At 42.4% G+C, this 25,112-nt stretch carries 29 protein-coding genes; 10 read left to right on the plus strand and 19 right to left on the minus strand.

The annotated features are described in order from the left end of the window. Positions 1-18: 18 nt before the first annotated feature. The 5 genes from VL121_RS14115 to VL121_RS14135 all read right to left on the minus strand — a co-directional run bounded on the left by VL121_RS14115 (position 19) and on the right by VL121_RS14135 (position 4,114). Positions 19-1,140, minus strand: a complete 1,122-nt coding sequence (locus VL121_RS14115) for an acyltransferase family protein (RefSeq protein ID WP_325406387.1) — start codon at positions 1,138-1,140, stop codon at positions 19-21. Between the two features lie 15 nt (positions 1,141-1,155). Beyond that, positions 1,156-2,337 carry an acyltransferase family protein gene (locus tag VL121_RS14120; protein ID WP_325406389.1) on the minus strand — a complete coding sequence of 394 codons (1,182 nt, stop codon included), beginning with the start codon at positions 2,335-2,337 and terminating at the stop codon, positions 1,156-1,158. Between the two features lie 536 nt (positions 2,338-2,873). Further along, entirely contained in the window at positions 2,874-3,260 is a 387-nt protein-coding gene (locus VL121_RS14125; RefSeq protein WP_325406391.1) for a VanZ family protein, read from the minus strand. A gap of 12 nt (positions 3,261-3,272) precedes the next feature. Then, positions 3,273-3,653: a glycine cleavage system protein GcvH gene (gene gcvH / locus VL121_RS14130; RefSeq protein WP_325406393.1), complete on the minus strand. Its 381-nt coding sequence runs from the start codon at positions 3,651-3,653 to the stop codon at positions 3,273-3,275. A gap of 107 nt (positions 3,654-3,760) precedes the next feature. Next, entirely contained in the window at positions 3,761-4,114 is a 354-nt protein-coding gene (locus VL121_RS14135; protein ID WP_325406394.1) for a hypothetical protein, read from the minus strand. A gap of 246 nt (positions 4,115-4,360) precedes the next feature. Between VL121_RS14135 and serS the strand changes: the two genes are divergently transcribed. Continuing rightward, positions 4,361-5,632 (plus strand): serine--tRNA ligase, encoded by a 1,272-nt coding sequence (gene serS, locus VL121_RS14140; RefSeq protein WP_325406396.1) that lies wholly within the window; start codon positions 4,361-4,363, stop codon positions 5,630-5,632. Positions 5,633-5,712: 80 nt separating this feature from the next. Here the strand turns inward: serS and VL121_RS14145 are convergent, their stop codons facing one another. Next, complete coding sequence (locus VL121_RS14145; protein ID WP_325406398.1) at positions 5,713-6,726, minus strand: PorP/SprF family type IX secretion system membrane protein; 1,014 nt, start codon at positions 6,724-6,726, stop codon at positions 5,713-5,715. A gap of 36 nt (positions 6,727-6,762) precedes the next feature. Next, positions 6,763-7,413 carry a uracil phosphoribosyltransferase gene (gene upp, locus VL121_RS14150; protein WP_325406400.1) on the minus strand — a complete coding sequence of 217 codons (651 nt, stop codon included), beginning with the start codon at positions 7,411-7,413 and terminating at the stop codon, positions 6,763-6,765. 93 nt (positions 7,414-7,506) lie between these two features. Between upp and VL121_RS14155 the strand changes: the two genes are divergently transcribed. The 3 genes from VL121_RS14155 to VL121_RS14165 all read left to right on the plus strand — a co-directional run bounded on the left by VL121_RS14155 (position 7,507) and on the right by VL121_RS14165 (position 11,251). Continuing rightward, positions 7,507-8,610: an anhydro-N-acetylmuramic acid kinase gene (locus VL121_RS14155; RefSeq protein WP_325406402.1), complete on the plus strand. Its 1,104-nt coding sequence runs from the start codon at positions 7,507-7,509 to the stop codon at positions 8,608-8,610. Positions 8,611-8,730: 120 nt separating this feature from the next. Beyond that, positions 8,731-9,963 (plus strand): ROK family protein, encoded by a 1,233-nt coding sequence (locus VL121_RS14160; protein WP_325406405.1) that lies wholly within the window; start codon positions 8,731-8,733, stop codon positions 9,961-9,963. 55 nt (positions 9,964-10,018) lie between these two features. Next, positions 10,019-11,251 carry a DNA polymerase III subunit gene (locus VL121_RS14165; RefSeq protein ID WP_325406407.1) on the plus strand — a complete coding sequence of 411 codons (1,233 nt, stop codon included), beginning with the start codon at positions 10,019-10,021 and terminating at the stop codon, positions 11,249-11,251. A 9-nt stretch (positions 11,252-11,260) separates the two neighbouring features. Here VL121_RS14165 and VL121_RS14170 read toward each other — a convergent pair whose 3' ends face one another. From VL121_RS14170 to VL121_RS14210, 9 genes are all read right to left on the minus strand, one after another. Continuing rightward, complete coding sequence (locus VL121_RS14170; protein ID WP_325406409.1) at positions 11,261-11,749, minus strand: nuclear transport factor 2 family protein; 489 nt, start codon at positions 11,747-11,749, stop codon at positions 11,261-11,263. Between the two features lie 79 nt (positions 11,750-11,828). Then, positions 11,829-12,233: a PIN domain-containing protein gene (locus VL121_RS14175; RefSeq protein ID WP_325406411.1), complete on the minus strand. Its 405-nt coding sequence runs from the start codon at positions 12,231-12,233 to the stop codon at positions 11,829-11,831. Then, entirely contained in the window at positions 12,233-12,472 is a 240-nt protein-coding gene (locus VL121_RS14180) for a hypothetical protein (protein WP_325406413.1), read from the minus strand. Before VL121_RS14180 ends, VL121_RS14175 begins: the two co-directional genes overlap by 1 nt. A 105-nt stretch (positions 12,473-12,577) precedes the next feature. Next, on the minus strand, positions 12,578-13,759 hold the full coding sequence (locus VL121_RS14185) for an aspartate aminotransferase family protein (RefSeq protein ID WP_325406415.1): 1,182 nt from the start codon (positions 13,757-13,759) through the stop codon (positions 12,578-12,580). A gap of 174 nt (positions 13,760-13,933) precedes the next feature. Next, positions 13,934-14,824: an ACP S-malonyltransferase gene (fabD, locus tag VL121_RS14190; RefSeq protein ID WP_325406417.1), complete on the minus strand. Its 891-nt coding sequence runs from the start codon at positions 14,822-14,824 to the stop codon at positions 13,934-13,936. Positions 14,825-14,962: 138 nt separating this feature from the next. Then, on the minus strand, positions 14,963-15,898 hold the full coding sequence (locus VL121_RS14195; protein ID WP_325406419.1) for a glycoside hydrolase family 43 protein: 936 nt from the start codon (positions 15,896-15,898) through the stop codon (positions 14,963-14,965). A gap of 79 nt (positions 15,899-15,977) precedes the next feature. Continuing rightward, positions 15,978-16,574 (minus strand): GTP cyclohydrolase I FolE, encoded by a 597-nt coding sequence (gene folE / locus VL121_RS14200; protein WP_414635421.1) that lies wholly within the window; start codon positions 16,572-16,574, stop codon positions 15,978-15,980. Positions 16,575-16,624: 50 nt separating this feature from the next. Further along, the gene (locus VL121_RS14205; protein ID WP_325406421.1) at positions 16,625-17,038 is read right to left on the minus strand and encodes a 6-pyruvoyl trahydropterin synthase family protein; all 414 of its coding nucleotides are present in this window, start codon (positions 17,036-17,038) and stop codon (positions 16,625-16,627) included. Positions 17,039-17,109: 71 nt separating this feature from the next. Next, entirely contained in the window at positions 17,110-17,520 is a 411-nt protein-coding gene (locus VL121_RS14210) for a 6-pyruvoyl trahydropterin synthase family protein (protein WP_325406423.1), read from the minus strand. Positions 17,521-17,619: 99 nt separating this feature from the next. Between VL121_RS14210 and mqnB the strand changes: the two genes are divergently transcribed. The 3 genes from mqnB to pnuC are packed head-to-tail and all read left to right on the plus strand — an operon-like array spanning position 17,620 to position 19,881. Next, the gene (gene mqnB, locus VL121_RS14215) at positions 17,620-18,285 is read left to right on the plus strand and encodes a futalosine hydrolase (RefSeq protein WP_325406425.1); all 666 of its coding nucleotides are present in this window, start codon (positions 17,620-17,622) and stop codon (positions 18,283-18,285) included. Positions 18,286-18,310: 25 nt separating this feature from the next. Continuing rightward, on the plus strand, positions 18,311-19,168 hold the full coding sequence (locus VL121_RS14220) for a 1,4-dihydroxy-6-naphtoate synthase (protein ID WP_325406427.1): 858 nt from the start codon (positions 18,311-18,313) through the stop codon (positions 19,166-19,168). Positions 19,169-19,194: 26 nt separating this feature from the next. Next, positions 19,195-19,881 carry a nicotinamide riboside transporter PnuC gene (gene pnuC / locus VL121_RS14225; RefSeq protein ID WP_325406429.1) on the plus strand — a complete coding sequence of 229 codons (687 nt, stop codon included), beginning with the start codon at positions 19,195-19,197 and terminating at the stop codon, positions 19,879-19,881. A gap of 129 nt (positions 19,882-20,010) precedes the next feature. Here the strand turns inward: pnuC and VL121_RS14230 are convergent, their stop codons facing one another. The 3 genes from VL121_RS14230 to VL121_RS14240 all read right to left on the minus strand — a co-directional run bounded on the left by VL121_RS14230 (position 20,011) and on the right by VL121_RS14240 (position 22,388). Further along, the gene (locus VL121_RS14230) at positions 20,011-20,856 is read right to left on the minus strand and encodes an aminotransferase class IV (protein WP_325406431.1); all 846 of its coding nucleotides are present in this window, start codon (positions 20,854-20,856) and stop codon (positions 20,011-20,013) included. 43 nt (positions 20,857-20,899) lie between these two features. Further along, positions 20,900-21,574, minus strand: a complete 675-nt coding sequence (locus VL121_RS14235) for a response regulator transcription factor (protein WP_325406433.1) — start codon at positions 21,572-21,574, stop codon at positions 20,900-20,902. 148 nt (positions 21,575-21,722) lie between these two features. After that, the gene (locus VL121_RS14240) at positions 21,723-22,388 is read right to left on the minus strand and encodes a response regulator transcription factor (protein ID WP_325406435.1); all 666 of its coding nucleotides are present in this window, start codon (positions 22,386-22,388) and stop codon (positions 21,723-21,725) included. A 753-nt stretch (positions 22,389-23,141) separates the two neighbouring features. On the opposite strand from VL121_RS14240, the gene VL121_RS14245 reads away from it, so the two are divergent. The 3 genes from VL121_RS14245 to VL121_RS14255 are packed head-to-tail and all read left to right on the plus strand — an operon-like array spanning position 23,142 to position 25,106. Beyond that, complete coding sequence (locus VL121_RS14245; protein WP_325406437.1) at positions 23,142-23,522, plus strand: hypothetical protein; 381 nt, start codon at positions 23,142-23,144, stop codon at positions 23,520-23,522. 22 nt (positions 23,523-23,544) lie between these two features. Further along, entirely contained in the window at positions 23,545-24,228 is a 684-nt protein-coding gene (locus tag VL121_RS14250; protein WP_325406439.1) for a hypothetical protein, read from the plus strand. Positions 24,229-24,263: 35 nt separating this feature from the next. Continuing rightward, positions 24,264-25,106, plus strand: a complete 843-nt coding sequence (locus VL121_RS14255) for a sensor histidine kinase (protein WP_414635422.1) — start codon at positions 24,264-24,266, stop codon at positions 25,104-25,106. Positions 25,107-25,112 lie beyond the last annotated feature (6 nt).

The raw sequence follows: 25,112 nt of genomic DNA on the forward strand, positions 1-25,112 counted from the left end.
ACTCACTGCTCCCCCTCATCACACCCTTACATAAATCTTTTTCCTGTCCATCCAGTACCCAATCAGCCAGCATAAAAGCATATAGCAAAGGGCGAAGGCAAGAGAGCCCCAGGCTCCGGGTAACACTTTTTGGAAAAAGGTATTATTAATCCCTTCATAAAGGGGCGTACCCGAACCTGTTTTGATCATATAAAATACGGTATACAATATCTCCGACAGGAGATAAATGAAAAGCGGGTTTTTGCCAAATACCTGGAAAAAATAAGCGCCTTTGGTAATAGCTTTGATTTCCAGGATAAAAAGGAGTACTCCCAATATAGCCAGGTCAAGTCCCACAGTATATAATACAAAAGAGCTGGTCCACAGTTTTTTATTGATAGGAAAAACGAAGTCCCAGAAATAAGCGATACAAAGCAGCCCAAACGCGCTAATTAAGAGTTTGGCTACCGATTCAAAGCTTTTCCCTTTTTGCTGAATAAAAACGCCGGCATAATAGCCCGCTATTACGTTCACAATAGAGGGTATGGTGCTCAGCAGCCCTTCGGGGTCAAAAGCTACGCCTTCACCGTGGTATAAATGGCTTTCTCCAAATAACAGTAAATCTAATTTATGCCCCGCATTGCCCGTCATGCTGTAGTCGCCGCCTGCATATAGTATCAGCCAGTAACCCAGCAAAAAAATAGTACTCAAAGCCCAAACCGCTTTCTTCGGTAAAAAATGGATCATTAATCCGGCGGCACAATAAGCCAGCGCAATGCGCTGTAATACGCCCATGATGCGGGTATTGCTAATGGGAGAAAGGTCGTACCCGCCCCCCTGGGTTTCCTTAAAGAAGGGAAACCAGTACATCAGGTATCCCAGTAAAAAAATAATAACCGTACGTTTAAATATTTTGCCCAGCACGCTGCCCGTACCCAACTGCCTGTATTTGGGCATGGAAAAACTCATGGCGTTGCCTACAACAAACATAAAAGTGGGAAATACCAGGTCGGTAGGCGTAAAACCATTCCAGGAAGCATGCAATAATGGAGCAAATGGTTCGGCGCCGCTTCCGGGATTGTTTACAATGATCATAAAGCAAATGGTCATGCCCCTTAATACATCAAGGGCTAAAAAACGGGGAGAAGCAATTTTGGTCATATAATGAAAGGATTATTATACTTTAATATAGATTTTTCTTTTATCCAGCCACCAGGCTATAGCCCAAAAAATAAGAAGATGAAAAACTGCATACAACAGCGAGCCGTTCATATGGCCAAATAAGGGAGCAAACATATGGTCATACATCCAGCCGCCTAATGCTTTATACACTGTTTTGCCATCCCTGGTTCCATCTGCTATCCTCACTAATCCGTATAGTCTCACCCAAATGCCGCTCAGTACAAAAATGAACAACGGGTTTTTACCAAATACATCAAAAAAATGGCTCCAGGCACCATGCCATTTTTTGATTTCAATACAATAGATCATCACTGCCAGTACAACAATAGCCAGTCCTGAAGTGTATAATACAAAAGAACCCGTCCATATTTTTTTGTTAAGCGGAAAAACGGTACTCCAGCAAAGCCCGGTAAAAACCAGCAGCACGGCGGCAATGAAAAGCTTTGTTAGTAAAGGGTAAAGACCATTTACCGGTTTATTTTCTCCTTCTGCCGCAGCGTCTTTTTTCCTAACAATGAAGCTGCCTGCCCAGTAACCCAGCATTACCTGTACTACGGCGGGCAGCGTACTCATTAAGCCTTCAGGATCAAAAGCTACGCCTTCGCCATGATACATATGACTTTCGCCCAGCACAGCCCTGTCAATACCCGTTCCGAACCAGCCCTGCAGGCTAAAAGGATCATTGCCACCCCAAAGCAGGCACATCATCCAGTACAGCAGCAATAACAGGACGCCCGCTGTAAAAAGCCAGGCAGGGCGTAAATAATAAATCATCACAGCGGCAAAGCCATAACAGAGTGCAATTCGTTGAAGCACTCCCATTATCCGCAGGTTTTGAAAAGCTTTTAGCGCTATAACACCATCCGCATTATAGCTTATAAAAGGGAACGCATTCAACAGGAGACCAATGAAAAATATTAATACTGTTCTTTTGGTTATTTTTTTCCACATCATGGCATCGCCGCCCTGCCGCAGCCGGGGTATAGTAAAAGCTAAGGCGTTGCCTGCCGCAAATAAAAAAAAGGGAAACACCAGGTCTGTAGGTGTGCAGCCATGCCATTTGGCATGATCGAAGGGTGGATATATATACGTCCAGCTTCCGGGATTATTGACCAGTATCATAAAAGCTACCGTGGCGCCTCTACATACATCTAAAGCGTAAAAACGTTGTTTCAAAAATCAGGAATTGAAGAGAACTAAGTTACACATTGTATGTAAAGAACGGATAAGAACAGACACTAAGTGTATTTTCCAGGATGAGATACATGGTTTTTCTTGTGCAACAGGATGCCTGTATGGCTTATATTCCACCGGGAGCAATTTAAGGTTGTTCAGCATTCAAAATAAAAAGAAATAACCCGGTAACATTGGGTATTGGGGAGGGATATTATACTCGTATAAAGAACAAACACGCATTATGCGCGTATAGGAATAAATGAATAACAGTTCTTTAAGACATTTTTGCAAATCATTATGAGTATTTTAGTTTCTTTTTGCTGACCTTTGTATTCAGAAACAATGGCATTGTAATTGCAATTTAATTTTGTATATTACGTTTAGAAGAAAAGTTCTTTAGAAATATTTAACAAAACAGGAATAAACCTTTATTCATCGTTTTGCGTCTTAATATAAAGAGATTGTAAAAACAGTCAATTTTCTCATAAGCAGTTAGTTTTGGTTGCGGCCTCTATTTCTATAGAGGCCAATTTTTTTTATACTACTTCCTGCTTCTTTAAAAAATAATACCGGTAAATCAGCCATCCAGCCATAGAACCGGTTATATCGGCCAAAATATCTCCCGTTTCAAAACCTCTGTTTGCTATCCAGTATAGCTGAACATACTCCATTACGATACCATAAATACACGAAATGAGGAAAATGAGCAAAAATATCCACAAAACATGCGGCGTTTTGATGCGATCAATAAACCTGCACCATAAAAACACCTGTACGCCAAATAAAAAAACATGAATGACCTTGTCGAGGAAAGGAATTTTAGGGCCGGCAGGAAAGTCCTGTCCCGGAATAGTCAATAAAATAAAAATGATAACAGACCACACTATGGCGGGCCATATAGCGTGCAGCAGGTTTTTTTTCATACTCCAATCGCGTTAGCCTTGTACAAGGGCGGCATAAGCATCTGCCTGCAGCAAGGTTTCCACATCGGCGGCATCATCTACTTTAAGTTTAACCATCCAGCCTTCCCCGTAAGGATCGCTGTTTACCAGTTCGGGCTGATTGTTTAATTCCGGGTTAATTTCAATAATGGTTCCTGTTACAGGCAAAAAAAGATCACTTACCGTTTTTACCGCCTCCACTGTACCAAAAACAGAATCGGCAGCCAGGTGCTGATTGAGTGTTTCTATTTCAACATACACAATATCGCCCAGCTCACTTTGTGCAAATTCGGTAATGCCTATTACGGCTACATCGCCTTCCAAACGAACCCATTCGTGGTCTTTGGTATAGCGTAAGTTTTCAGGAAATTTCATGTTTAGTATTTTTGTGTTGCAAAGATTACAAAAAACAGTTGGAATAACCCGGTTACTGATCCGAATCTCACGGCAGCATTAAAAAGAGTAGCACTTCGGCAACAGTGTTATTCCGGAAAATGATTGTTTTCAAAATACAGTAAAACATGGTCCTTCATAAAATTTTCCTGTGCTATAAGGTCCATTACCGGAAGGGGTTTCAATTGTTTGAAATGCGGCCAGCCGTCATCATCCACTTTTTCGAGTTCATAATAGCCGCTTTGCGCAAACAAGCTGCAAACAGCCACATGCATTAAATCCTGCTTTTGTTCTTTTGTAAACTTAGGACGTAGCTCTCCAAATTCCTGTACACCAATCAAAAATAATATAGCTTCCATATCGGGCTTCTTGCCAAATCGCTCCACTAATTGCGCTTCAAGGTTCCACCAACGCGCTTGCAAATCACTTTCAATATTATTCATAGGGGGCAAAAATACGTTGATTTGAGATTAATGGGTAGAAATCGGGTATCAGATATCAGGTATCAGGTTGCCGTTAGATGTGTAATTACTAACAACAGGCTACATAAGCCTTCTTTCACTTCTCTCTTTTCGCCTCTCACTTTTTCTTCTCCTTCGGATTTCCGGCTTTGTATTTTATTTGGCGCTTACCTTTTGGATGCTTGGTTCTTTTGCATCAACAACTACCTTTGCCTGAAATTGCTGTAGATGTTACAAATAAATATAATCAGGCAGGATGTGGCCCGCGTAAAAGAAAAGCTGGCGGTTAAAAATTTTTCCGGTGTTGAACTGGTTGATCAGATCATTGCCTTAGATGATGCAAGGAAAGCCCTTCAATTTGAATTAGAAACCCTCCAATCCCAGGTAAACAGCCATTCCAAAACCATTGGACAACTTATTGCGAAAGGGCAGAAGGAAGAAGCGGAGAACGCAAAAAAAATAGTGGCTAATTATAAATTGCAGACCGGTGCGTTGAATGTAAAGCTGGCCGAAACGGAAAAGCTGTTGCAGTATGAACTGGTAAAGCTGCCCAATCTGCCATCTGATAAAGTACCTCCGGGCAAAACACCTGAAGATAATGTGGTGATGCGGGAAGGTGGCGCGAAACCTCATTTACCCGAACAGGCGCTTCCTCACTGGGATTTGATAAAAAAATACGACATCATTGATTTTGAAACCGGGGCCAAAATCACCGGGAGCGGTTTCCCGCTATATAAAGGGCAGGGCGCCAGGCTGCAAAGAGCCCTCGTACAATATTTTTTAGATTATAATATTGCCGCAGGCTATACCGAATACCTTCCTCCTTTTATGGTAAATGAAGCCTCCGCGTATGGCACCGGCCAGCTACCCGACAAGGAGGGGCAGATGTACTATATGCCTGCTGATAATTTTTATATGATCCCTACTTCGGAAGTGCCGCTTACCAATATTTACCGCGATGAAATTATAAAGGAAGAAAACCTGCCGGTGAAAATGACGGCTTATTCGCCCTGCTTTAGAAGGGAAGCAGGCAGTTTTGGTAAAGATGTGCGGGGGCTAAACCGGTTGCACCAGTTTGAAAAGGTGGAAATTGTACAACTTGCACATCCCGGTAAAAGTTATGAAATGCTTGAAGAAATGGTAGCTCATGTAGAAAAACTGCTGGTAAGCCTCGAACTTCCTTACCGCATTTTAAAATTGTGTGGGGGCGACATGGGCTTTACTTCGGCACTTACCTACGATTTTGAAGTATACAGCGCCGCCCAGGAACGCTGGTTAGAAGTGAGCTCTGTAAGTAATTTTGAAGCCTACCAGGCTAACAGGGCCAAGATCCGGTTCAAAGATCAAAATGGCAAAAACCAGTTGCTGCATACCTTAAACGGGAGTTCGCTGGCCCTGCCCCGTATTGTGGCCTGCCTGCTCGAAAATAATCAACAGCAAAATCATATTGCACTGCCTGAAGTATTGCATGCCTATTTTGGATCCGATAAAATTGCGTAGTTACCCGCAATATGCACCCCGGGCATTGCAGCGCTACAGCAATGTAAAAAGATAAGGGCTATAAAACCGTTTGGGCTTTTCTAAAACTTGGGACAACCCAGCTTTTTTCTGCCCGGATCGGAAGGCTTCCTGATAAAAATGAGTGAAATTTCATTTCCCCCCCTGCTGTTAGAAGCGGTTTTTAGCGAAGAATTATTAATATCATAGCTGTAGCCTAACCTGAACCCTGAAAATTCAATGCCTACATAAGGAATAAAAGCATCGCCAAAACGATACCACAATCCGGTGTATAAATTGGTTTCTATGTCTTCATCATCACTCAGGTTAAAAGCTATGGCACCGCCCAGTACGGTTTCTGTGGCGCCCGCCTGGCGCTGGTGTATAAAGCTGCCATGAAAGGTAGTGATGCGGCCAATAGGCACGTAACCTCCGCCGTGAACGGTGAGCCGCTGATTGAGAATGAACTTTTCTCCTGTGGATGTGAACTTTTCTTCCGGACGGCTGATGTGATAGGTGGAGGCGCCTAAGTAAAAATTATTAAAGCCATTGGTGCTGCCCGAATAAAGCATTCCTGCGTTTACATCAAAGTAATCTATGGTAACATTACTGTTATTAAATACTTCATCGGTAGCACGAGTAAAGCCGAACGCAGTAAGCTGATCCTCAAAGGTTACCCTGGTGAGATCAAGCCGTTTGTTGGCGTAGGTCCCCTGGAAGCCAACGGTTAGGGTATGGTATCCGTTTTCATCTAAGGCTTTATGATAGGCAGTAGAGACCGAAATAAAATTGTTGTTGAGTATTTTATTACCACTCTGGTCATTCAATCCCATGATGCCAACGCCCCAGGTATCAAATTCAGGAATACGGTTTTGCAGCAGCGCAAAGTCAACCGAAGCGGTAGCAGTAGTAAAAGCGTTATTAATAGTGGGCCATTGATTGCGGTAATTGCCTGCTACACGAAAAGTGCCGTCAAACTTACCTGTATAAGCCGGGTTTAATGTGAGCGGTGATGAAAAAAATTGTGAAAAATGCGGATCCTGCGCATATGCACTAATACACACCATAAGCAGCAGCGGTACAAGGACTTTTTTCATCCTGGTTGAATTGTTTGTCAAGTTACGAAATTTCGGTTAAGATTGCGTTTTTGAGCCAAATGAAAGATCGCCTGCATCGCCCAATCCGGGCACGATATAGCCTTTTGCCGTTAGCTCATCATCAATAGCGCCGCACCATATTTTCACGCCGGGATTTTCCCTGCGAACAAATTCAATACCCACCGTACAGGCAATAGCCGAAACAATATGAATTTCCTTTGGTTGTCCGGCTGCTTTTAAAAACTGCAGCGTTTTAACTAAAGATGCGCCCGTTGCCAGCATAGGATCTGAAATGATCAATACACGGTTGTCCAGATCGGGACAGGAAACGTATTCAACACTAATCTCAAAGGACCCGTCCCGGTGGTGCTTCCTGTAGGCAGATACAAACGCATTATCCGCTTTATCAAAAAAATTCAGTACGCCCTGGTGAAAAGGCAGGCCGGCACGTAAAATCGTGGCCAGCACAGGCTGATCCTTTAGTACCTTACATACCGATATACCCAATGGAGTAGGAATTTCTTTTTCCTCCCATTCCAGCGTTTTACTTATTTCGTAAGCCATTACTTCGCCTATACGTTCTAAGTTCTTTCTAAAACGCATCCTGTCTGTTTGTATATCCGTATGCCTTAACTCGCTTACCCAGGTACTCAGTAAAGAATAGGCTGCACTAAGATTTATAACCATAAAACATTGTTTGGGTTACCAATAGTTCCGTGTAAATCAATAGTTTTATGTAACAAATCTAAACGCAGTAATTTGTAATCTAAAATTTCTTTAATGATTTACCGGGCTATTGGCCTTATGAGCGGCAGTTCATTAGACGGGCTGGATATCGCTTACGTTCATTTTCATGAAAACGCAGGGACATGGAGTTTTGATATAGAGCATGCGGATTGTTATCCGTATACGGCTGAATGGGCCAACAAATTACAATCTGCCATACAACTTAATGCGCTGGATTACCAGTTGTTGCATGCCGAATATGGTCATTTCCTGGGAGAACAGGTAAATGCATTTATTAACATACATCAATTGCATTACCAGGTACAGTTCATAGCCTCGCACGGGCATACTACTTTTCATGTACCGCACAAAAAAATGACCGCACAATTAGGAGATGGTGCAGCTATTGCCGCTGAAACCGGTATACCGGTTATTAGCGACCTCCGGGCATTGGATGTGGCGCTGGGAGGGCAGGGCGCTCCTATTGTACCTATAGGCGATAAGCTGCTTTTCGGCGGGTACCGGTATTGCCTGAATATCGGGGGTATCGCTAATCTCTCGGCTCACAGCGGTAATACGTATGTATCGTTTGATATTTGCCCGGCCAACCGCGTTTTGAACCTGCTTGCGGCTAAGGCGGGTAAAGCATATGATGAAGGCGGAAGAATGGCAGCCTCCGGCAAAGTGAACCCAACGCTGCTGGAAGCTTTAAACGGCTTCCCTTTTTACCAGGCACAGTACCCCAAATCTTTGTCTAACACTTTTGGAAATGATGTGGTATATCCACTGGTACTACAGGAAGAACCGCACTTGGCAAATGCGTTGTGTACGTACACGGAACATATAGCTGTTCAGGTTAAAGCGGCGGTGGAGCAAATAAAAAAAAGCCTGAACCCCGGAGCCGGACCTGCAAAAATGCTGGTTACCGGTGGCGGTGCCATGAATACCTTTTTAATAGACCGCATACAGGACCAGGTGAAGCTGTATGATATTGAGCTGCTGGTTCCTGATGAAAAAACGGTTAAATACAAAGAAGCGCTGGTAATGGCTTTAACAGGCGTGCTCCGCTGGCGGGAAGAAAATAATGTATTGTCAACTGTAACGGGCGCTGTGCGTAATAGTATTGGCGGCGCCATATGGATGGGGCAGGAAGCATGAGTAAGTGCCGGCGCCTGGCAACCATTTGGAATACGCCCTTGCAGGCATTGATCTTATTTTTTCTAAAAAACTTATATTAACTTACTTCTTATTGTAAAATGGAGGTATTCATTCATTTGTATGACAGGTAAAAATCAATCTTATAAAAGAAAAATCACAAGGCAGCTTTATTTTTTTAATCTGCTTTCCTGTGCCGAGCTAAGCCATAAAATAGATAAAAGTCTTTCACTCACTACCAAAATACTGAATGAACTTATTGCAGAAGGTATAGTTGTTGAAACAGGTTATGCGCCTTCCAGTGGCGGCAGGCGTCCGTTAATGTATTCGCTTAAAGCAGATATCCTGTATATCGTATCCGTGGCTATGGATCAGTTTTTTACCCGTATTGCCATCATGGATATGCAAAATAAGCACGTTCTTCCGGTGGAAAAATTTGAGCTCAGGCTTGCCGATAATCCAATGGCTTTATCGCTGCTTACCGATAAAATTGAATACGTTGTTGAACAGTCGGGTATCAGCAAGAGCAAAATTGCAGGTATTGGTATAGGTATGCCCGGCTTTGTTGATCCGCAACAAGGGGTTAATTATAGTTTTTTGCAAACAAAGGGCGAAAGTATCACGGCTTATATATCAAAAAGAACGGGGCTTCAAACCTATATTGAAAATGATTCGGGTATTGTTGGTTTGGCAGAGTTAAGATTTGGCGCTGCGCGAAACAGGAGAAACGCAATGGTTATTAATGTTGGATGGGGTGTAGGACTGGGTATGATATTGGAAGGTGCGCTTTTTAGAGGAGATAACGGATTTGCCGGAGAGTTTAGTCATATACCGCTTTTTAATAATGGTAAACTATGCAGTTGCGGCAAAAGTGGTTGCCTGGAAACAGAAACATCGTTATTTGTAATTGTAGAAAAAGCAAAAGAAGGCATACAGGCCGGAAGGGTAACCGCTTTAAAGCAATTACTTTCGGGAAAAGAAGAAGACCTGGAAAAAGATGCCGAAGCCATCATTCATTCTGCTGGCAGGGGCGATCGGTTTGCTATAGAACTGCTCTCGGAAGCGGGTTATAATATAGGAAGAGGGATTGCTATATTAATTCACCTGCTTAATCCAGGCATTGTAGTGCTGAGCGGCAGAGGAGCGCTGGCCGGAAAAATATGGCAGGCGCCTATACAGCAGGCGCTCAATGAACATTGTATACCCCGGCTTGCCATTAATACGGAAATTGGTATTTCTACCCTGGGGTATGAAGCGGAGCTGACTGGTTGTGCCGCATTGGTTATGGATAAGCTAGGCGAACCGGTAAAAAAAAGTCCCAAAACAAATAAGGTAATAAAACCTGCCTATCGCTGAATGTAAAAAAATATCCCGCACATTTACTTTCACGGAATGCTTATTTTAGCGCCCTATGTTATTTAAGGATGTTATAGGACAGGGAAGTGTAAAACAGCAGCTTTTGCAATTGGTACAACAAAACCGCTTAAGTCACGCTTTGTTGTTTTTAGGAAAAGAAGGCTCCGGCGCTTTACCCCTGGCACTGGCCTTTGCCAATTATGTAAGCCTTTTTTCATATGCAAAAGCCGGCAACGCTGCCGGTGTTTCCACATCTCTTTTTGGTGAACTAGGCGCCGAACAGGGCAATACGCCGCCTGTAAATGAAAGCTGGCAGCAGGCTGATGCCTGGATGCAGCAACAGCCTGCATGGTCCAAAGCAGCAGGACTGATCCATCCGGATATTCACTTTTCCTATCCTGTTGTTCCACGGAAAAGCGGAGATAAACCTTTAAGTTCGGACTATAGTACTGAGTGGAGGGAATTTGTAAAACAATATCCCTATGGTAACGGGTACGACTGGTTGCAGTTTATAGGAGCCGAAAATAAGCAGGGTAATATCACAGCATACGAATGCAATGATATTATTCGCAAGCTGAGCCTCAAAAGTTTTGAAAGCCGGTATAAAATTTTGCTGATGTGGTTGCCCGAATACCTGGGTAATGCCGGAAATAAATTGCTTAAGCTAATAGAAGAGCCGCCGCAGGATACCTTATTTCTGCTGGTAGCGGAAAATGAAAGTCTTATTTTGCCTACTATTCTTTCCCGTACTCAACTGGTTAAGGTTCCGGCATTGGATATAAAAGATATAGAAACCGCCTTAACCGGAAGAGGTAAGGTGGCGGAGGAACAGGCAAGGCAGATTGCGTTGGTGAGTGAAGGTAATTATCATGAGGCGCTGCAATTGCTGCAGCATTCGGGTGATGACTGGCAGGGCATATTACGGGAATGGCTAAACGCTATTTTAAAAACCGGCCCTGTTGCACAGGTAAAATGGATTGAAGAAATAAGCCGGCAGGGCAGGGAAAAGCAAAAACAATTCCTGCGCTATTTCAATCATTTACTGCAGCAAACCATCCGCCTGCAGGCCATACCCGAAATAAGCGCCCAATTACCGGATGCGGAAAGAGATTTCGCGCTACGGTTAAATAAAATCGCTTCCCTGCATCAGCACCAGGCTATAATAGAAGAATTAGATAAAGCGGCGTATTATATTGAAAGAAATGCCAATGCTAAAATTCTTTTTCATGCGCTCACTATTAAGCTATATCACATCATAGCAAAGAGCGAGGTGGTGGAAATGAAGTAATGATTTTGTTTATGTTTCCGGATCAGGATAATGGGTGGCTATAAACCGGATCAGGTTTTTCCGGGCATTTTTTTGTACGGCTCTTTTCATAAAGCCGGTCCAGCCAAACAATGTGCCTTTCCATCCAAAAGCCTGCGCCAGCCAGGTGCTGAGCCTGAAAGCATCGCTGTGCTCTATGATCTTCCCGTTTTTTAAACGCATAAAGGCTTTAATATGGTTCGTTACCTTACGGCCCGTTTTGGAAAAGGTATAAGTGGCTTTCCATTGGCAGGTAGCGTACCCTTCATCCAGTAATTCGATACCGGAAAAGCTGAGCGAAAAATCTTTTGCATTGGTACAAAGCATTTCCCACATTACTTTTACATCGTCACCTTTTAATAGGCCAAATACCGGGTCGCTGAAAATGATATCATCGCTGTAGCATGCATTCATGCTGCCGGCATCTAAGCGCTGAAAGGAAGTGTAAAATTTTTCAATAACCGCCTTGTTGTCGTTCATAATTCATGCGTTCCTAAAAATGATTCGCAGTTGAATATTATTTCTCGTCAGCCATGTTGTTGCACTATCGTATGCTAAGCTATTTTCGCTTAAACCAATTTTCCATTTTTATTCCTTCTAACCGCTCAAAGTCTTTAACATTGTCTGTCACTAAAATAAGCCTGTTTTCAACTGCTGTAACGCCAATTAAAAGGTTAAATTCATCGTGCATTGGTTTCCCCATTTTTCTAATTCTAACTTTCTCCTTTGCGTAACGTTTAATTGAGCCATAGATTGGAATTATTGAAAGCCCGCTTACGAATGCATCAACGGATTTGTGAGATTTTGCTGGATTGTCGCTGTTTTCTGCGCCATAACGAAACTCTGCATCTGTAATTTCAGAAATAAAACAATTATCCCGGCCCTTTTGTCTAATGATGACATCTAGATTGAGCTTTCCCCATAAAAAGAAAACACAGATGCTTGTGTCAAGTAGATATTGCATTAGAATTTCAATTCTCTATTTCTAAATCTCCTGCTTGATTTAATGTCTGCAATTATTTCTTCAGTTGATTTTTCAGAGGAGAATGCTCCAAAAGATTTGTAAAACCGGGTGTCTTTTTTTGTCTTCTCAGTTTTTAAAGACTTTGACAGGCTTTCAATTAATTCAATCTTACTCATATGACTTAACCCCTCAAATAAACCTGAGTAGGTTTCAATTATATACCTGTCTGTGTAAGTCATTTTGTTTTTGTTGTGAAGTTAAGTATTTTTTATCTTCTACATGGCCGTATTGAGGCATAAAGAACAAACGTTGATATTTATCACAAGGTCCCGTAATGGAAATAGTTATGTTCTTTCAATAGCCTCAACAATAGTTTCGCAGGCTTTCTTAATTGTTTCATCGCTGATATTAAGCGGGGGAGCGATACGCATACATTGCGGGGCAAATAAAAACCAGTCGGTAAGAACGCCCATTTCAATACACCGGTCAATACAGGCTTTATTCTTTTCAAAATTTTCAAATTCAACGGCAATCAGTAATCCCGCTGAACGTACGGTTTTAATGTGCGGATGTTTCAGTAATGAAAGGAAAAGGCTTTCTTTCGCCCTTACCGTTGCTATCATATTTTCTTCCTGTAAAGCCTTCATGGCGGCCAGTCCGGCGGCGCAGCTAACCGGGTGTCCGCCGAATGTGGTAATATGTCCAAGAACGGGGTTACTGGTAAGGCTCCGCATTAGTTGCTTATCGGCAACAAAGGCGCCCAAGGGCATTCCGCCGCCCAATGCTTTACCCAGCAAAACAATATCAGGTATTATTTCCAACTGTTCAAATCCCCACAGGCTGCCCGTTCTTCCAAACCCGGTTTGAATTTCATCTAATACCAGCAGGCAGCCGGTGTTTGTACATTTTTTGCGCAATGCCTGCATCCATGCTTTGGAAGGAGCAATAACGCCACGCTCTGCCTGCACGGTTTCGGCAATTACGCAGGCCGTTGTTGTATTGATATGTTCAAGGTCATCAAATGAATTATAGTTCAAATGCAAAATGCCCGGCAATAACGGGCGGTAGGCGTTGCGCCAGTATTCATCCCCTATGATACTTAACGCGCCCTGCGTTGATCCATGGTACGATTGATTAAAGGCGATGAGCTGTGTTCTGTTGGTATAACGCTTGGCCAATTTCATAGCGCCTTCCGTGGCTTCTGCGCCTGAGTTGGTAAAATACACCGAGTTCAGTGAAGCGGGCAAATGTTGTGTAAGCTTATGGGCATAAGCTACCTGGGGTGTTTCAACAAATTCGCCATACACCAGCAAGTGCAGGTATTGATCCACCTGCTTTTTAATGGCTTCCGTAACAGCCGGGTGCCGGTGACCAATATTGCATACGCTGATGCCGGCGATCAGGTCTGTAAACGTCTTACCATTTACATCCCAAAGGGTAGATCCTTCCGCCTTTACTATTTCAAGTGCAAGCGGCGCGGGTGAAGTTTGCGCTACATGCTGTAAAAAAAGTTGCCGTTGGTTCACAGTTAAGATTTATAGGATGATAAGATAGCAGGATGAGGGATAATGGGAAGGCTGAATTTTTAAACGCCGGGTTATAGCGGCGTAAAATTGCATAGCGGCCTGCTTCGTTTTCCCTGTACGTCATTGCAATTTTACCATCAGCACTTCAGGTGTTATGCCCGCTAATACAGCAGCTTAGTTTTCTCCTTCCACCACAGCGGTTTTATCAATCTTTACAATCAGCCCCTGTAATACTTTACCCGGACCCACTTCGGTAAACCGCGTGGCGCCATCTGCAATCATTTTTTGTACGCTTTGTGTCCATCTAACGGCGCCGGTTAACTGATCTACAAGGTTCTTTTTTATTACCCCCGGATCAGTAACGGGTAAACCTGTTACATTCTGGTATACCGGGCAGGAAGGGATGCTGAAAACCGTAGCTTCAATAGCTGCAGCCAGTTCCGCTTTGGCAGGTTCCATTAGCGGGGAGTGAAACGCGCCGCCAACAGGCAGTGGCAATGCCCGTTTAGCGCCAGCTTCTTTCATGCGCTGGCAGGCTATTTCAATTCCTTTTACCGATCCGCTTATGACTAACTGTCCGGGGCAGTTGTAATTGGCAGGCACTACAATCTCGCCTGTTTCCTGCTGAATAGCGGCGCATATTTCTTCTACCTTAGCATCGTCTAATGCAAGAACGGCAGCCATAGCAGAAGGCCGGAGTTCACATGCTTTTTGCATTGCCTGAGCCCGAACAATTACAAGTTTCAATGCATCTGCAAACAAGAGGGTTTTATTGGCAACCAATGCGGAAAACTCACCCAGCGAATGACCCGCCACCATAGCGGGATTAGCCGCACCCAGTGTTTTAAACCGCAGTACCGAATGCAGAAATACGGCAGGCTGGGTTACTTTCGTTTGCTTCAGGTCTTCATCTGTGCCATGGAACATGATATCGGAAATGCGAAAACCGGCTATATCATTCGCGCTTTCAAATAAGGCTTTCGCAGTGCTGCTGGTTTCATATAGTTCCTTTCCCATTCCCGCAAACTGCGAACCCTGTCCCGGAAATACATAGGCATGCTTCATTATAAATATTTTACTGGTTTAACCGGCGTAAAAATTATGCCGGGTTGAATCATCATCATTTAATCTTCCAAAAATAAAGGGATTTTATATATGATACACCGCCACCTGCTTTATATATAACAGTACCAATCAAATGTATTATTGCCTGAAGAAGGATGTAAACTCCTTTTCTGTTATACTAAACACCGTACCATGCCTTGTTCCTGCAGGAAAAGAAATCTTATCAGAAATATCGGTCCATTTTTTGAGATTGGATGAAACCACCGCTCCATACCGGTGGCTGGCATACTTATCAAAATATACAAACCACTGTTCCTTTATCTTAATAGCGGTTGGGCCTTCCGCCCAATAATTGCCCGTAACCGGTCTGGAGGGTACACTATACCCCGAACTGATTGCATTGCTTATAGCAATCCGTATGTTTTTTTGCGGCACTGGTTTTTTGGTTTCATCTTTCAAAAACATAATAAACCTTTTACCATCCGGCTGAATGCTGGCATCAATTATATTGAAGCCTTTATTGTACAATATTTTTGCAGGCAGCAATTGCATAAAATCTTTTGTGGCTGTATAGTACATCCGGTGATTATATTTTTCATCGCCCGTAGTATCGGTTGCCGGAAAACGACCCGGTATAGTGGTTGCCCAGTAAATAATGTATTGGCCGTTCCCGCGATCATACGTAATCTCGGGTGCCCAGCAGTTCAGCGCGCCGGGCTCGTGCTCCATAACGGGAAGATAACGCTGCGCACTCCAATGCACCAGGTCGGGCGATGACGCATACCCTATTCCCCGCTCGCCCCAGCTTACCGTCCATACCATGTGAAACAACCCGTCTGCCCCGCGTATAATACAGGGGTCGCGCATGAGCTTATCTTTTCCAACCAGCGGCGTTAAAAAAGAACTGTCGTGTTTGAGCGCGGTAAAGGTATATCCATCCTTACTGTATGCCAGGTGCAGACCATCTTCGCCGTTGTTTTTAAAATAGCAAAACATAAACACCTCATTATCCTGCGCCCCAACAAAGGAGACACCTGTTATAAGAAGGCTCAAAAAAACAACAACCTGCTTCATTGGTTAAATCTGAAATATAAAATGTGCCGCGTCAACACAAAAAAACGCCCGGTATTTTTCATTGGCTTTGTTATAATGGCTAATGCAGCGCAGAACCAATCAGCCTGATAAATTCGCTACGGGTTTCACCTTTCTCAAACTCGCCGAAAAAAGCGGATGTAGTGGTTACGGAGTTTTGTTTTTGAACTCCTCTCATCATCATACATAAATGGGATGCTTCAATAACAACGGCAACGCCTAAGGGTTGTAATGTGGTTTTAATAGCATCTAAGATTTGCGTGGTTAGTCTTTCCTGCACCTGCAAACGGCGGGCATATACATCCACAACACGGGCAATTTTACTGAGTCCGGTTATCCAGCCATTAGGAATGTATGCAACATGCGCTTTACCAAAAAAAGGCAGCATATGATGTTCGCACATACTGTATATCTCAATATCTTTTACTATGATCATTTCGCTCATAGGCTCATGAAATTTAGCTGAATTCAGAATGTTTTCAGCGCTCATATTATAGCCCTGCGTAAGATACTGGATCGCTTTTGCCATACGTTCAGGCGTTTTTAACAATCCTTCTCTTTGTGGGTTTTCACCCAGAAGCGTGAGGGTTTTGGTATAGTTTTCCGTTAGCAACAAAGTAGATTCTTCATCGTATTGCTCTATCTTTTTATATGCCATAGCCTTATTTAAGAAATTAAAAAGTGTAAAAGTTAAAATTATTCCGAAAATTAAGCAGGATATTCTACAAAATTCCTGGGTGTTTCATATAATCTCACCTGCAGGTCATGCTTTTCGTTAACATACGGACGGAGCAGACCATAAATTACCATAGCTATATTTTCTGCGGTAGGATTAAGGTTTTTAAATTCCGCCGTATCCAGGTTCAGGTTTTTATGATCAAAACGCTCTACCACGTATTGCTGAATGAGGTTTGATAAAACCTTCATATCCATTACAAAGCCTGTGTCTTCCTGCGGTTCACCTGTTACCTTTATCTCCATCTCGTAATTATGACCGTGGTAATGCGGATTGCTGCATTTACCAAACACGCGAAAATTGGTGGCGTCATCCCACCTGGAATTGTATAGCCGGTGAGCCGCGTTGAAATGCTCCCTTCTGTACACTGCTACTTTTTTGCTCATACACTTTTATTCATTAGCTTAAAAATACATACTGCATCTGAAAACGATATGCCTCCCCTTCACTCAATGGTTTATCGGCCATAATATTCTACGAAAATTCGTGGCGTTTCATACAACTTAATGCAATGCAATTGCACCGCCACAGGAAGGAAGCGTTCTAACTGCCCCCATATAGCTATGGCCAGGTTTTCGGTTGAACACATTTTTCCCTGCATAAAATCAACGTCCATATTCAAATTAAGGTGATCTAATTTATCCAGCACCTGCCTGCCTATGATTTCGCTTAGTTTTTTTACATCCAGCACAAAGCCTGTATCCGGATCAGGCTCCCCTTTAATGGTTACGTGTAACTCGTAATTGTGACCATGCCAGTTCTCGTTGGCGCATTTACCAAATACCGCTTCATTCTGCTGCCTGCTCCATCCGGGGTTAAATAATTTATGCGCCGCGTTAAAATGTTCCACACGGGTGAGATACACCATACCTGAAAAATTTTGGCAAAGTTAGGATTTAACAGGGAAGCCCGGTAAAAAGCTCATGACCCGGCGCCATATCATAGCCGAAATGCAGACATTTGCGTAATGAATATCCTGTTAACAGCGGCCACTCCAGGTGAAATTGAAGCTACCCGGGAGTACCTCGCCGAAAAAATGTATTATCGTAAAAACTGCAGCGTTAATACCCTGATAACAGGCGCGGGAATGGTAAACACCATTTACGCGCTTACCAAATATATAAGCGGAACCAGGCCCGACATCGTTATCCAGGCAGGTATTGGAGGCAGCCTGCATCCTTTTTATCCGCCGGGCACTGTTGTGATGATTCGCGAAGAGGTAATAGGCGATTTGGGTGTTGAAGAAGACAGCAGGTTCAAAGATATTTTTGACCTGGAGCTGGCGGAAGAAAATAGCTTTCCTTTTTCGGGAAGAATACTGGTAAACCCGCACCAGCAACTTTTGGAAAAAATAAAATTGCCCGCGGTAAGGGGCATCAGCGTTAACGAAATAACCACCGATGCCGCCAGGATGCAGCAGTTGATAGAAAAGTATGGCGCGGTGATTGAATCTATGGAAGGCGCTGCTTTACATTATGTTTGCCTGCAGGAAGCCGTTCCTTTCATTCAGTTGAGATCTGTTTCCAACTTTGTGGGGGAAAGGGATAAAACAAAATGGTATATGCAGGAAGCCATTGATCATTTAAACAGGGAGCTGATTGCAGTTATGCATCAGTTTTTGAGCCGGGATTAAAGGTTATTTAAACAACTTCTTACATATGAAACTTACACTTGGGTTTTCTCCATGCCCTAACGATACGTTTATTTTTGACGCGCTGGTTAATGGCAAAATCAATACCGGAGGCTTGTCTTTTGAGGTTGTGCTGGAAGATGTACAAACCCTTAACCAGTGGGCAATAGAGGGCAGGCTGGATGTAAGCAAGGTAAGCTATGGCGCCTTACCCCTGATGCTGCCGCATTATATTGCGCTGCAGAGCGGCGGGGCCCTGGGAAAGGGAGTTGGTCCGCTGCTGATATCCGCACAACCTGCACAACCCGGCAGTAGTATACTCCATATGGATGATTATACAATTGCCATTCCGGGAGAAAATACTACCGCTCATTTACTTTTTTCATTGGCCTTCCCCAATGCAAAGAAAAAAATATTTAAGATTTTTAATGAAATCGAAGATTTTCTGCTGAACGCACCGCCTTCATCAGGCCCTACTGCCGGCGTAATTATTCATGAAAACCGGTTCACTTATCAAAAAAGAGGGTTATTTAAACTGATGGACCTCGGCAGTTACTGGGAAAATAAAACCGGTTATCCTATACCGTTAGGCGGCATAGTAACGCGCCGCAGCTTTGACCCGGCAATACAATCAAAGATCAATACCCTGATCAGGCAAAGCGCTGAATATGCATCCGGTAATTATCCGTTGCTTCCTCCTTATGTAAAACAGCATGCACAGGAAATGGAGGAGGAGGTAATGCGCCGGCACATTGATTTGTATGTTAATCAATATTCCATAGACCTGGGTGCAGACGGGAGGAAAGCGGTACAGCAATTCATTGAAATATACAGGCAGGAAAAAAACACACAGGAAGTGAAGAATAATATTTTTGTAACCATCTGACTTCCACAAACAAAACCATATTTCCGGTGAACCACTTTTTTGACATTAATACCGAGTTTTTTACAATACTGGCGTACTCCATGAGCTATATTGAATTTTTTGGAGTACTTTTTGGGTTGCTGGCGGTATGGCTTTCGGCAAAGGCCAATATATGGAGTTGGCCAACAGGTATAGTGAATGTTATACTGGCTTTTATACTGTATTACCAGGTGCAGCTTTACCCGGATATGTTTTTACAGGCCTTCTTTTTTGTAACCAATTTAATCGGCTGGTGGCGCTGGGCTAATCCCCGGCCGGGCGAAGCAGACAGTAAGCAGGAGCTAAAAGTAAGCTACATGAAAAGAGAGCAGTTACTGCTGACTATTGTTATTGGCATTGCCGGTACATTTATACTGGGCAAATTTGCCAGCAACCTGCATCATTGGTTCCCCGTTGTTTTTGCATTGCCCAGCGCTTACCCTTATGTTGATTCCTTTATTATGGTGATGAGCATTGTAACTACCTTTTACATGATACAAAAAAAGATTGAATGCTGGGTGATATGGATAGTAGTGGATATAGTTGCCACCTGCCTGTACTTTATAAAGGGCGTAAAATTTTATAGCGTGGAATATTTTATATTCACCTTAATTGCTTCGTTCGGGTTGTGGCACTGGGTAAAGGAATATAAAAGCTATACGCTAAGCGGTAATAAGCAGCCCACTGTGGTTTAATTATTAGTGTCAAGTCAATCAAATGATGCCTCTATATTATCTTGAGAAGTGAAAGTTCATCTCGCCTCTCACATAGCACTGGTGCTTTGCCAGGTTAATTTCCTAACAAAGGCCGCAACAAATTTTGCCTCATTTCCATTTATCCATCAGCAGGCTGCGCATTTCCTTTGTAACGGAAGATGAATAACTGCGGTTCCTGCATTGGCCAACAGCACGTATACCCTTAACCGCGTTGGTGAGGAATATTTCATCGGCGTTCAGAACATCATCCGGCGTTAGTGGCTGTTCATTAACTGTATAACCGGCCGCGGGAAGCTGCTGCAGCAAAAACCTGCGTATAACGCCTGCCACCCCGCCTTCTGACAGTGGCGGCGTATATATTACTTTGTTTTTAACCCAAAAAACATTGGCTATAGTTGCATCAGCGATCCGGCCATATTGGTTCAGGACAAGACAATCACCCAGCCCATTTTGCCGGGCGTACATGGCCGCCATTACATAAATCAAAAAGTTATTGGATTTTACTTCGGAAAAAATATTACAGGCCTTTGATGCGTCCGGGTAAATATCTATAACAAGTCCGCCATTACCGGCCGGAGCTACGGGGTATTGTTGCAAGGCCATGCTTTGTATGATATAATTGGGCCGCATATCTTCCAGGTCATAAAGTCCGCCATCGCTTCTGAATACAACCAGCCGTATAACAGCTTTATCTGCTATCCTGTTCTTTTTGCACAGCGATAAGATGTCTTCTTCAAGCTGTGCGGCAGTAAAAAATTCGGGAATATTAAATTGCAGCAGTCTCATGCCGCGCAATAATCTTTCAAAATGCAGCTCTTTCAGTAAAATATTACCGTTGATGATGCGCATGGTTTCAAACAACCCATCGCCATAGCGGAACGAGCGGTTATCGGGAGAAATAACGGCTTTCCCTTCCCGGAAAAGCTGACCATTGTGAACAAAATAACCAGGCATAGTATAAAAGCAATTAAGTAAGTATCCAAAATATAAGATAAAATTACTTATTCTCAATGATACCTGACTTAACGGCATACATAACCAGCCCTGCCATGGATTTTACGCCGGTCTTAGATTTGAGTTTATCCCTTATAGCTTCTACTGTACGCGGGCTGAGATCTACCATATCGGCGATCTCCTTAGTGCTTTTTTCATCGCACATTAATTTTAATATATGTTTTTCCTTATCGCTTAACTTCACTTCTGTGGGAGAAAAGGTATCTGCATTACGCTTTGTACGCAGCCCGTCCAGCAGCGCTTTATTGGTAAGATCATTAAAATAATACTCATTGGTATAGCAGGTTCTGATAGCCTCATAAATAACTTCAGAATCTGAATTTTTTGTAAGATAGGCGTTGGCACCTAATTCCATTAGCCTGGAGATCATGGAATGATCGTTATGCATGGTGAGCATAATGATCCTGATATGGGGGTAAAGTTTTTTTATTTCCGGGAGTGCGGTAATGCCATCCATTACAGGCATTTGAATATCAAGCAAAATCACATCGGGTTCAAGATGCCTGAGCAAATACAATAACTGCTGGCCATTATCCGCCTCGCCTATTATCCGAATGTCTTTTTTAAGACTAAGCGCTGTTTTTACACCGGCCCTGAACAGTACATGGTCATCGGCTATAATTACATTAAGGCTGGTTCCGGAATCCTGGGTTTTCATTAAAATATTTCTTTTACTACTTCCTTTTAAAATGTTCAGCTATAAATAACAGGTGCAATTTCCTAACAAAAAAGGGAAACTACTATTGTAAAAATACCTGATTATTGCTTCAGTAAATTTACTAATTCCGCATTGCTTTTTTAAAATATCAGTCAATCAGCCTGTTGCGCATGCCGTACATTACCAAACCTGCTATGGTTTTGGCGCCCACTTTTGTTTTCATGTTTTGCCTTACGGTTTCTATGGTACGCGGACTGAGATATACCTCTTTAGATATTTCTTCTGTTGTTTTATCTTCCGAGATCAGTTTTAATATTTTCAGTTCTTTTTCATTGAATTTTACCGGGTTGGGATAATACTGCTTGATCTGCTTTTTATGCTGCAACTTTAGCAAAACGGCTTTGTTTACAAGATCATTAAAGTAAAAATCATCATTCATGCAGGTTAAAATGGCATTATATATCTCTTCGGGGTCGGTAGTTTTGGTAAGATAGGCATTAGCACCCATTTCCATCATTTTGGAAATCATTTCCTGGTCATCATACATGGTAAGCACAATAATTCTTATTACTTCATATTCCTTCCTGATCAGCGAAATAGCATTTACACCATCCATTTCAGGCATTCGTATATCCATGAGTAATACATCCGGTAGTTTTATTTTCATCTTATGCATCAGGTCCTTTCCGTTCTCCGCTTCCCAAATTATCTTAAGATAATTTTTTCCTCCCATTGCCATTTTGATGCCATCTCTGAAAATTTTATGGTCATCGGCGATAGCTACTTTAATCTCATAATTGTTGGTTGCTGCCATGGGATATTAAATTGGTATAAGTTACTTTTTATTAACGCCTGATACTTAATTAAATTACTTGCAAACTTCGTAAATCACAAGAATAATACTATAGTAATACCACTTCGTTAAAATACTAACACCTTCATTAACTACACGTAGCCTGGCTTAAGTACAACAATCAGGCAGTAAGTATTTACTGAAAGAAGCAAAAAGAGGAAAACTGCTCTTGACAAAAAAAAGTAGTTACCCTACTTTTGTTTTGAAGTTGATTGGCGAAGATTCAGCAACCTCAAATTGAATCCAAATGTCCTGAAACCGTCCAATAATTCATTCCAATACCTGTGAGGAACTGAAAGCAAAAATCCAGTGTCAATCAACTTTCATTTTCCCCGAAAGAAAAGAATCAATTCCCCGTTTCAAATCCGTTTTCCTTAATTTCACACGCTTTTATTCCTTACCGCAGCATAACGTTATACCGCAGTAAACCACCGGTTTTTTAAAATTTCTAAACGTAGCGTTAAGCCCATCATACCCTCCGGCAGGAAATCTTACGTTTAAAAGTATAGTAAAAATACGAACTTGCAAAAGTATATTTACCTTATTTTGCCCCGCTCCCGGCCTCCGTTCCCCTCCTGAAATTCAGTCTACCCCTGCATTACAGCACAAAGCATCGTTTTTATGCTTTTTTAAGCTCTTGTAAATCTGATCGTTAGCAATCATTTTTGACATACATCAATCCTTAATATGCATAAACCACAAAACTTTACAACTATGACAAAAAATGATGTTCCTGTACAACAAAGCCAACGCTTACACGAAAACATTGGCGAACACATTGGTTTTGAACTGGGAGCCAAAATGGTAAAAGACTACTACGACAGCTTTGGCGAAAACAAAGCGCATTTTGTAGGCCGTACTATTATCGAAAAAATTCTTGCCCAGCCCGATTGCATAGGCATAAATATGTATAAAGCGCTTAATGCCAAAGGTGAGCAAACCTATGTTTTTGTAGGTGTTGACAGGTTCGGTAAAGCTATCCTGGAATATACTGCTGTAAACGATAATGGCACCCTGTCTAAAGAAATTGGTATGATTGCCAACAAGTTCTCTCCGCAAAAACCCGGAGATGGCTGGTTTGAATGGAGTTTTTAATTTCCCGCTATAGTTGTTATATTTGGAAAAACATACCATTATAACAACTGTTTTAAGAAATATTGCCGTTTTATCTGATCTGTTACCCTTAATTCTTTTCATTTTTTTTGCAAGGTCAAAAAAAAATATAGGATTAAGGGTAGCTTTTTATATAGTAGTTTTTAGCGCATTTATTAATCTTTTTGTACTGTCCAACCGGCAGGCCAGGGAATATACCTTTTTAATTGGCCGCATAACCACCCTATTTGAATACAGCCTGCTTTCCCTGCTTTTTTTTAATATTATAGTGTCTAAGGCGTTTAAAAAGGGGATGATTGCCGTAACCGTATTAATTGGGGCATATTTACTCTATGACCTGTTTAGTGCAGTAAATAATTCCTTTGACTCCGTACCTTCAGGTATTACCTCGTTAGTATTTCTTATCTATTGTATCTTTTATCTTTTTGAAAGAGTAAACGACCCCACTTCACTTTTTCTATACTCTTCTCCTGTTTTTTGGGTGGTTGTAGCATTAATTATTTATTCGGCAGGCACTTTTTTCCCTTTTATTTACGCGCAAAGCCACATGAAAGAAGATCAATTTATAAGCGAATACGATCTTATTCATGATGTCCTATATATTTTTAAGAATATACTTCTTGCCTGTGCTATGCTTGTAAATGATAAGACCCTTAAATCGCCCTATGCTACGACTAAGAAAAAGTAAAATAATTTTATTCCCAAACCCACGTTGATTAACCAATGATATTGCTGCAGATCACAAACCAACCCGGCCCGTTGAACATCTCCGGTGTGCTGTTTTTCGGCACTATGGGCATGCTGGCTCTTGCAATAGGTTTGGTGCTTTTTATTATTTTTCACCAGCGCCGGGTTATCCGGTACCAGTTGCAGTTGAAAGAGATGGAAGAAGAGCAGCAGAAAATTCTGTTAAACGCTTCTATCAGGTGGCAGGAAGAAGAAAGACAAAGGATAGCCGCAGACCTGCACGATGATGCCGGACCTTTACTGGCTACAGCCCGGTTATATTTAAATGAAAACCTCGTTAAGCAGGATATCAATACCCAGTTGCAGGCTATTTACAACGCCAAGCAGATTATTGACGATACCATACAACTTATCCGGAATATTTCGCACAGCCTGATGCCGCCTACATTAAAGAATTTTGGACTGGAATCGGCGGTAAATGATCTTTTTCAAAAGATCAGCGGTTCCGGCAGCATGAACGCCAGCAGCCGGTTTCACGATTACCGGCAAAGACTGAGACCAGAGCAGGAACTGCTCGTATTCCGGGTTATACAGGAACTGGTGAATAATATTTTAAAGCATAGCAACGCCAGCTTTATACACGTTACACAAAACTATAACGAAGACAAGTTTTTTATCCGCCTGCATCATGATGGCAGAGGCATTACCCAGGCGGATGTGGAAAGGCTCAATAAAAGCGCTTTAGGATTGGGACTAAAAAACATTCAAAGCCGTGCCAGGGTATTGCATGCAAAAATTGATTTTGAAAAAGACATGTCGCAAACCTATTATAAGGTTACATTGGAGGTTCCAGTTGAAGAATATGAAATGATAACTTAACATTCA

Origin of the sequence: Agriterribacter sp., from assembly GCF_035497235.1 — a bacterium.
In the GTDB taxonomy this organism is placed as follows: domain Bacteria; phylum Bacteroidota; class Bacteroidia; order Chitinophagales; family Chitinophagaceae; genus Agriterribacter.

Coding starts and splice junctions, on each gene's coding strand:
- VL121_RS14160 (WP_325406405.1), top strand. CDS start 8,731: ATGACAGGTAAAAATCAATCTTATAAAAGAAAAATCACAAGGCAGCTT.
- VL121_RS14245 (WP_325406437.1), top strand. CDS start 23,142: ATGACAAAAAATGATGTTCCTGTACAACAAAGCCAACGCTTACACGAA.
- VL121_RS14135 (WP_325406394.1), bottom strand. CDS start 4,114: ATGAATAATATTGAAAGTGATTTGCAAGCGCGTTGGTGGAACCTTGAA.
- VL121_RS14205 (WP_325406421.1), bottom strand. CDS start 17,038: ATGAGCAAAAAAGTAGCAGTGTACAGAAGGGAGCATTTCAACGCGGCT.
- VL121_RS14170 (WP_325406409.1), bottom strand. CDS start 11,749: ATGAACGACAACAAGGCGGTTATTGAAAAATTTTACACTTCCTTTCAG.
- VL121_RS14180 (WP_325406413.1), bottom strand. CDS start 12,472: ATGACTTACACAGACAGGTATATAATTGAAACCTACTCAGGTTTATTT.
- VL121_RS14235 (WP_325406433.1), bottom strand. CDS start 21,574: ATGAAAACCCAGGATTCCGGAACCAGCCTTAATGTAATTATAGCCGAT.
- serS (WP_325406396.1), top strand. CDS start 4,361: ATGTTACAAATAAATATAATCAGGCAGGATGTGGCCCGCGTAAAAGAA.
- VL121_RS14255 (WP_414635422.1), top strand. CDS start 24,264: ATGATATTGCTGCAGATCACAAACCAACCCGGCCCGTTGAACATCTCC.
- folE (WP_414635421.1), bottom strand. CDS start 16,574: ATGGCATATAAAAAGATAGAGCAATACGATGAAGAATCTACTTTGTTG.
- VL121_RS14175 (WP_325406411.1), bottom strand. CDS start 12,233: ATGCAATATCTACTTGACACAAGCATCTGTGTTTTCTTTTTATGGGGA.
- VL121_RS14240 (WP_325406435.1), bottom strand. CDS start 22,388: ATGGCAGCAACCAACAATTATGAGATTAAAGTAGCTATCGCCGATGAC.
- mqnB (WP_325406425.1), top strand. CDS start 17,620: ATGAATATCCTGTTAACAGCGGCCACTCCAGGTGAAATTGAAGCTACC.
- gcvH (WP_325406393.1), bottom strand. CDS start 3,653: ATGAAATTTCCTGAAAACTTACGCTATACCAAAGACCACGAATGGGTT.
- fabD (WP_325406417.1), bottom strand. CDS start 14,824: ATGAAGCATGCCTATGTATTTCCGGGACAGGGTTCGCAGTTTGCGGGA.
- VL121_RS14125 (WP_325406391.1), bottom strand. CDS start 3,260: ATGAAAAAAAACCTGCTGCACGCTATATGGCCCGCCATAGTGTGGTCT.
- VL121_RS14155 (WP_325406402.1), top strand. CDS start 7,507: ATGATTTACCGGGCTATTGGCCTTATGAGCGGCAGTTCATTAGACGGG.
- VL121_RS14230 (WP_325406431.1), bottom strand. CDS start 20,856: ATGCCTGGTTATTTTGTTCACAATGGTCAGCTTTTCCGGGAAGGGAAA.
- VL121_RS14145 (WP_325406398.1), bottom strand. CDS start 6,726: ATGAAAAAAGTCCTTGTACCGCTGCTGCTTATGGTGTGTATTAGTGCA.
- upp (WP_325406400.1), bottom strand. CDS start 7,413: ATGGTTATAAATCTTAGTGCAGCCTATTCTTTACTGAGTACCTGGGTA.
- VL121_RS14220 (WP_325406427.1), top strand. CDS start 18,311: ATGAAACTTACACTTGGGTTTTCTCCATGCCCTAACGATACGTTTATT.
- VL121_RS14195 (WP_325406419.1), bottom strand. CDS start 15,898: ATGAAGCAGGTTGTTGTTTTTTTGAGCCTTCTTATAACAGGTGTCTCC.
- VL121_RS14210 (WP_325406423.1), bottom strand. CDS start 17,520: ATGGTGTATCTCACCCGTGTGGAACATTTTAACGCGGCGCATAAATTA.
- VL121_RS14165 (WP_325406407.1), top strand. CDS start 10,019: ATGTTATTTAAGGATGTTATAGGACAGGGAAGTGTAAAACAGCAGCTT.
- VL121_RS14115 (WP_325406387.1), bottom strand. CDS start 1,140: ATGACCAAAATTGCTTCTCCCCGTTTTTTAGCCCTTGATGTATTAAGG.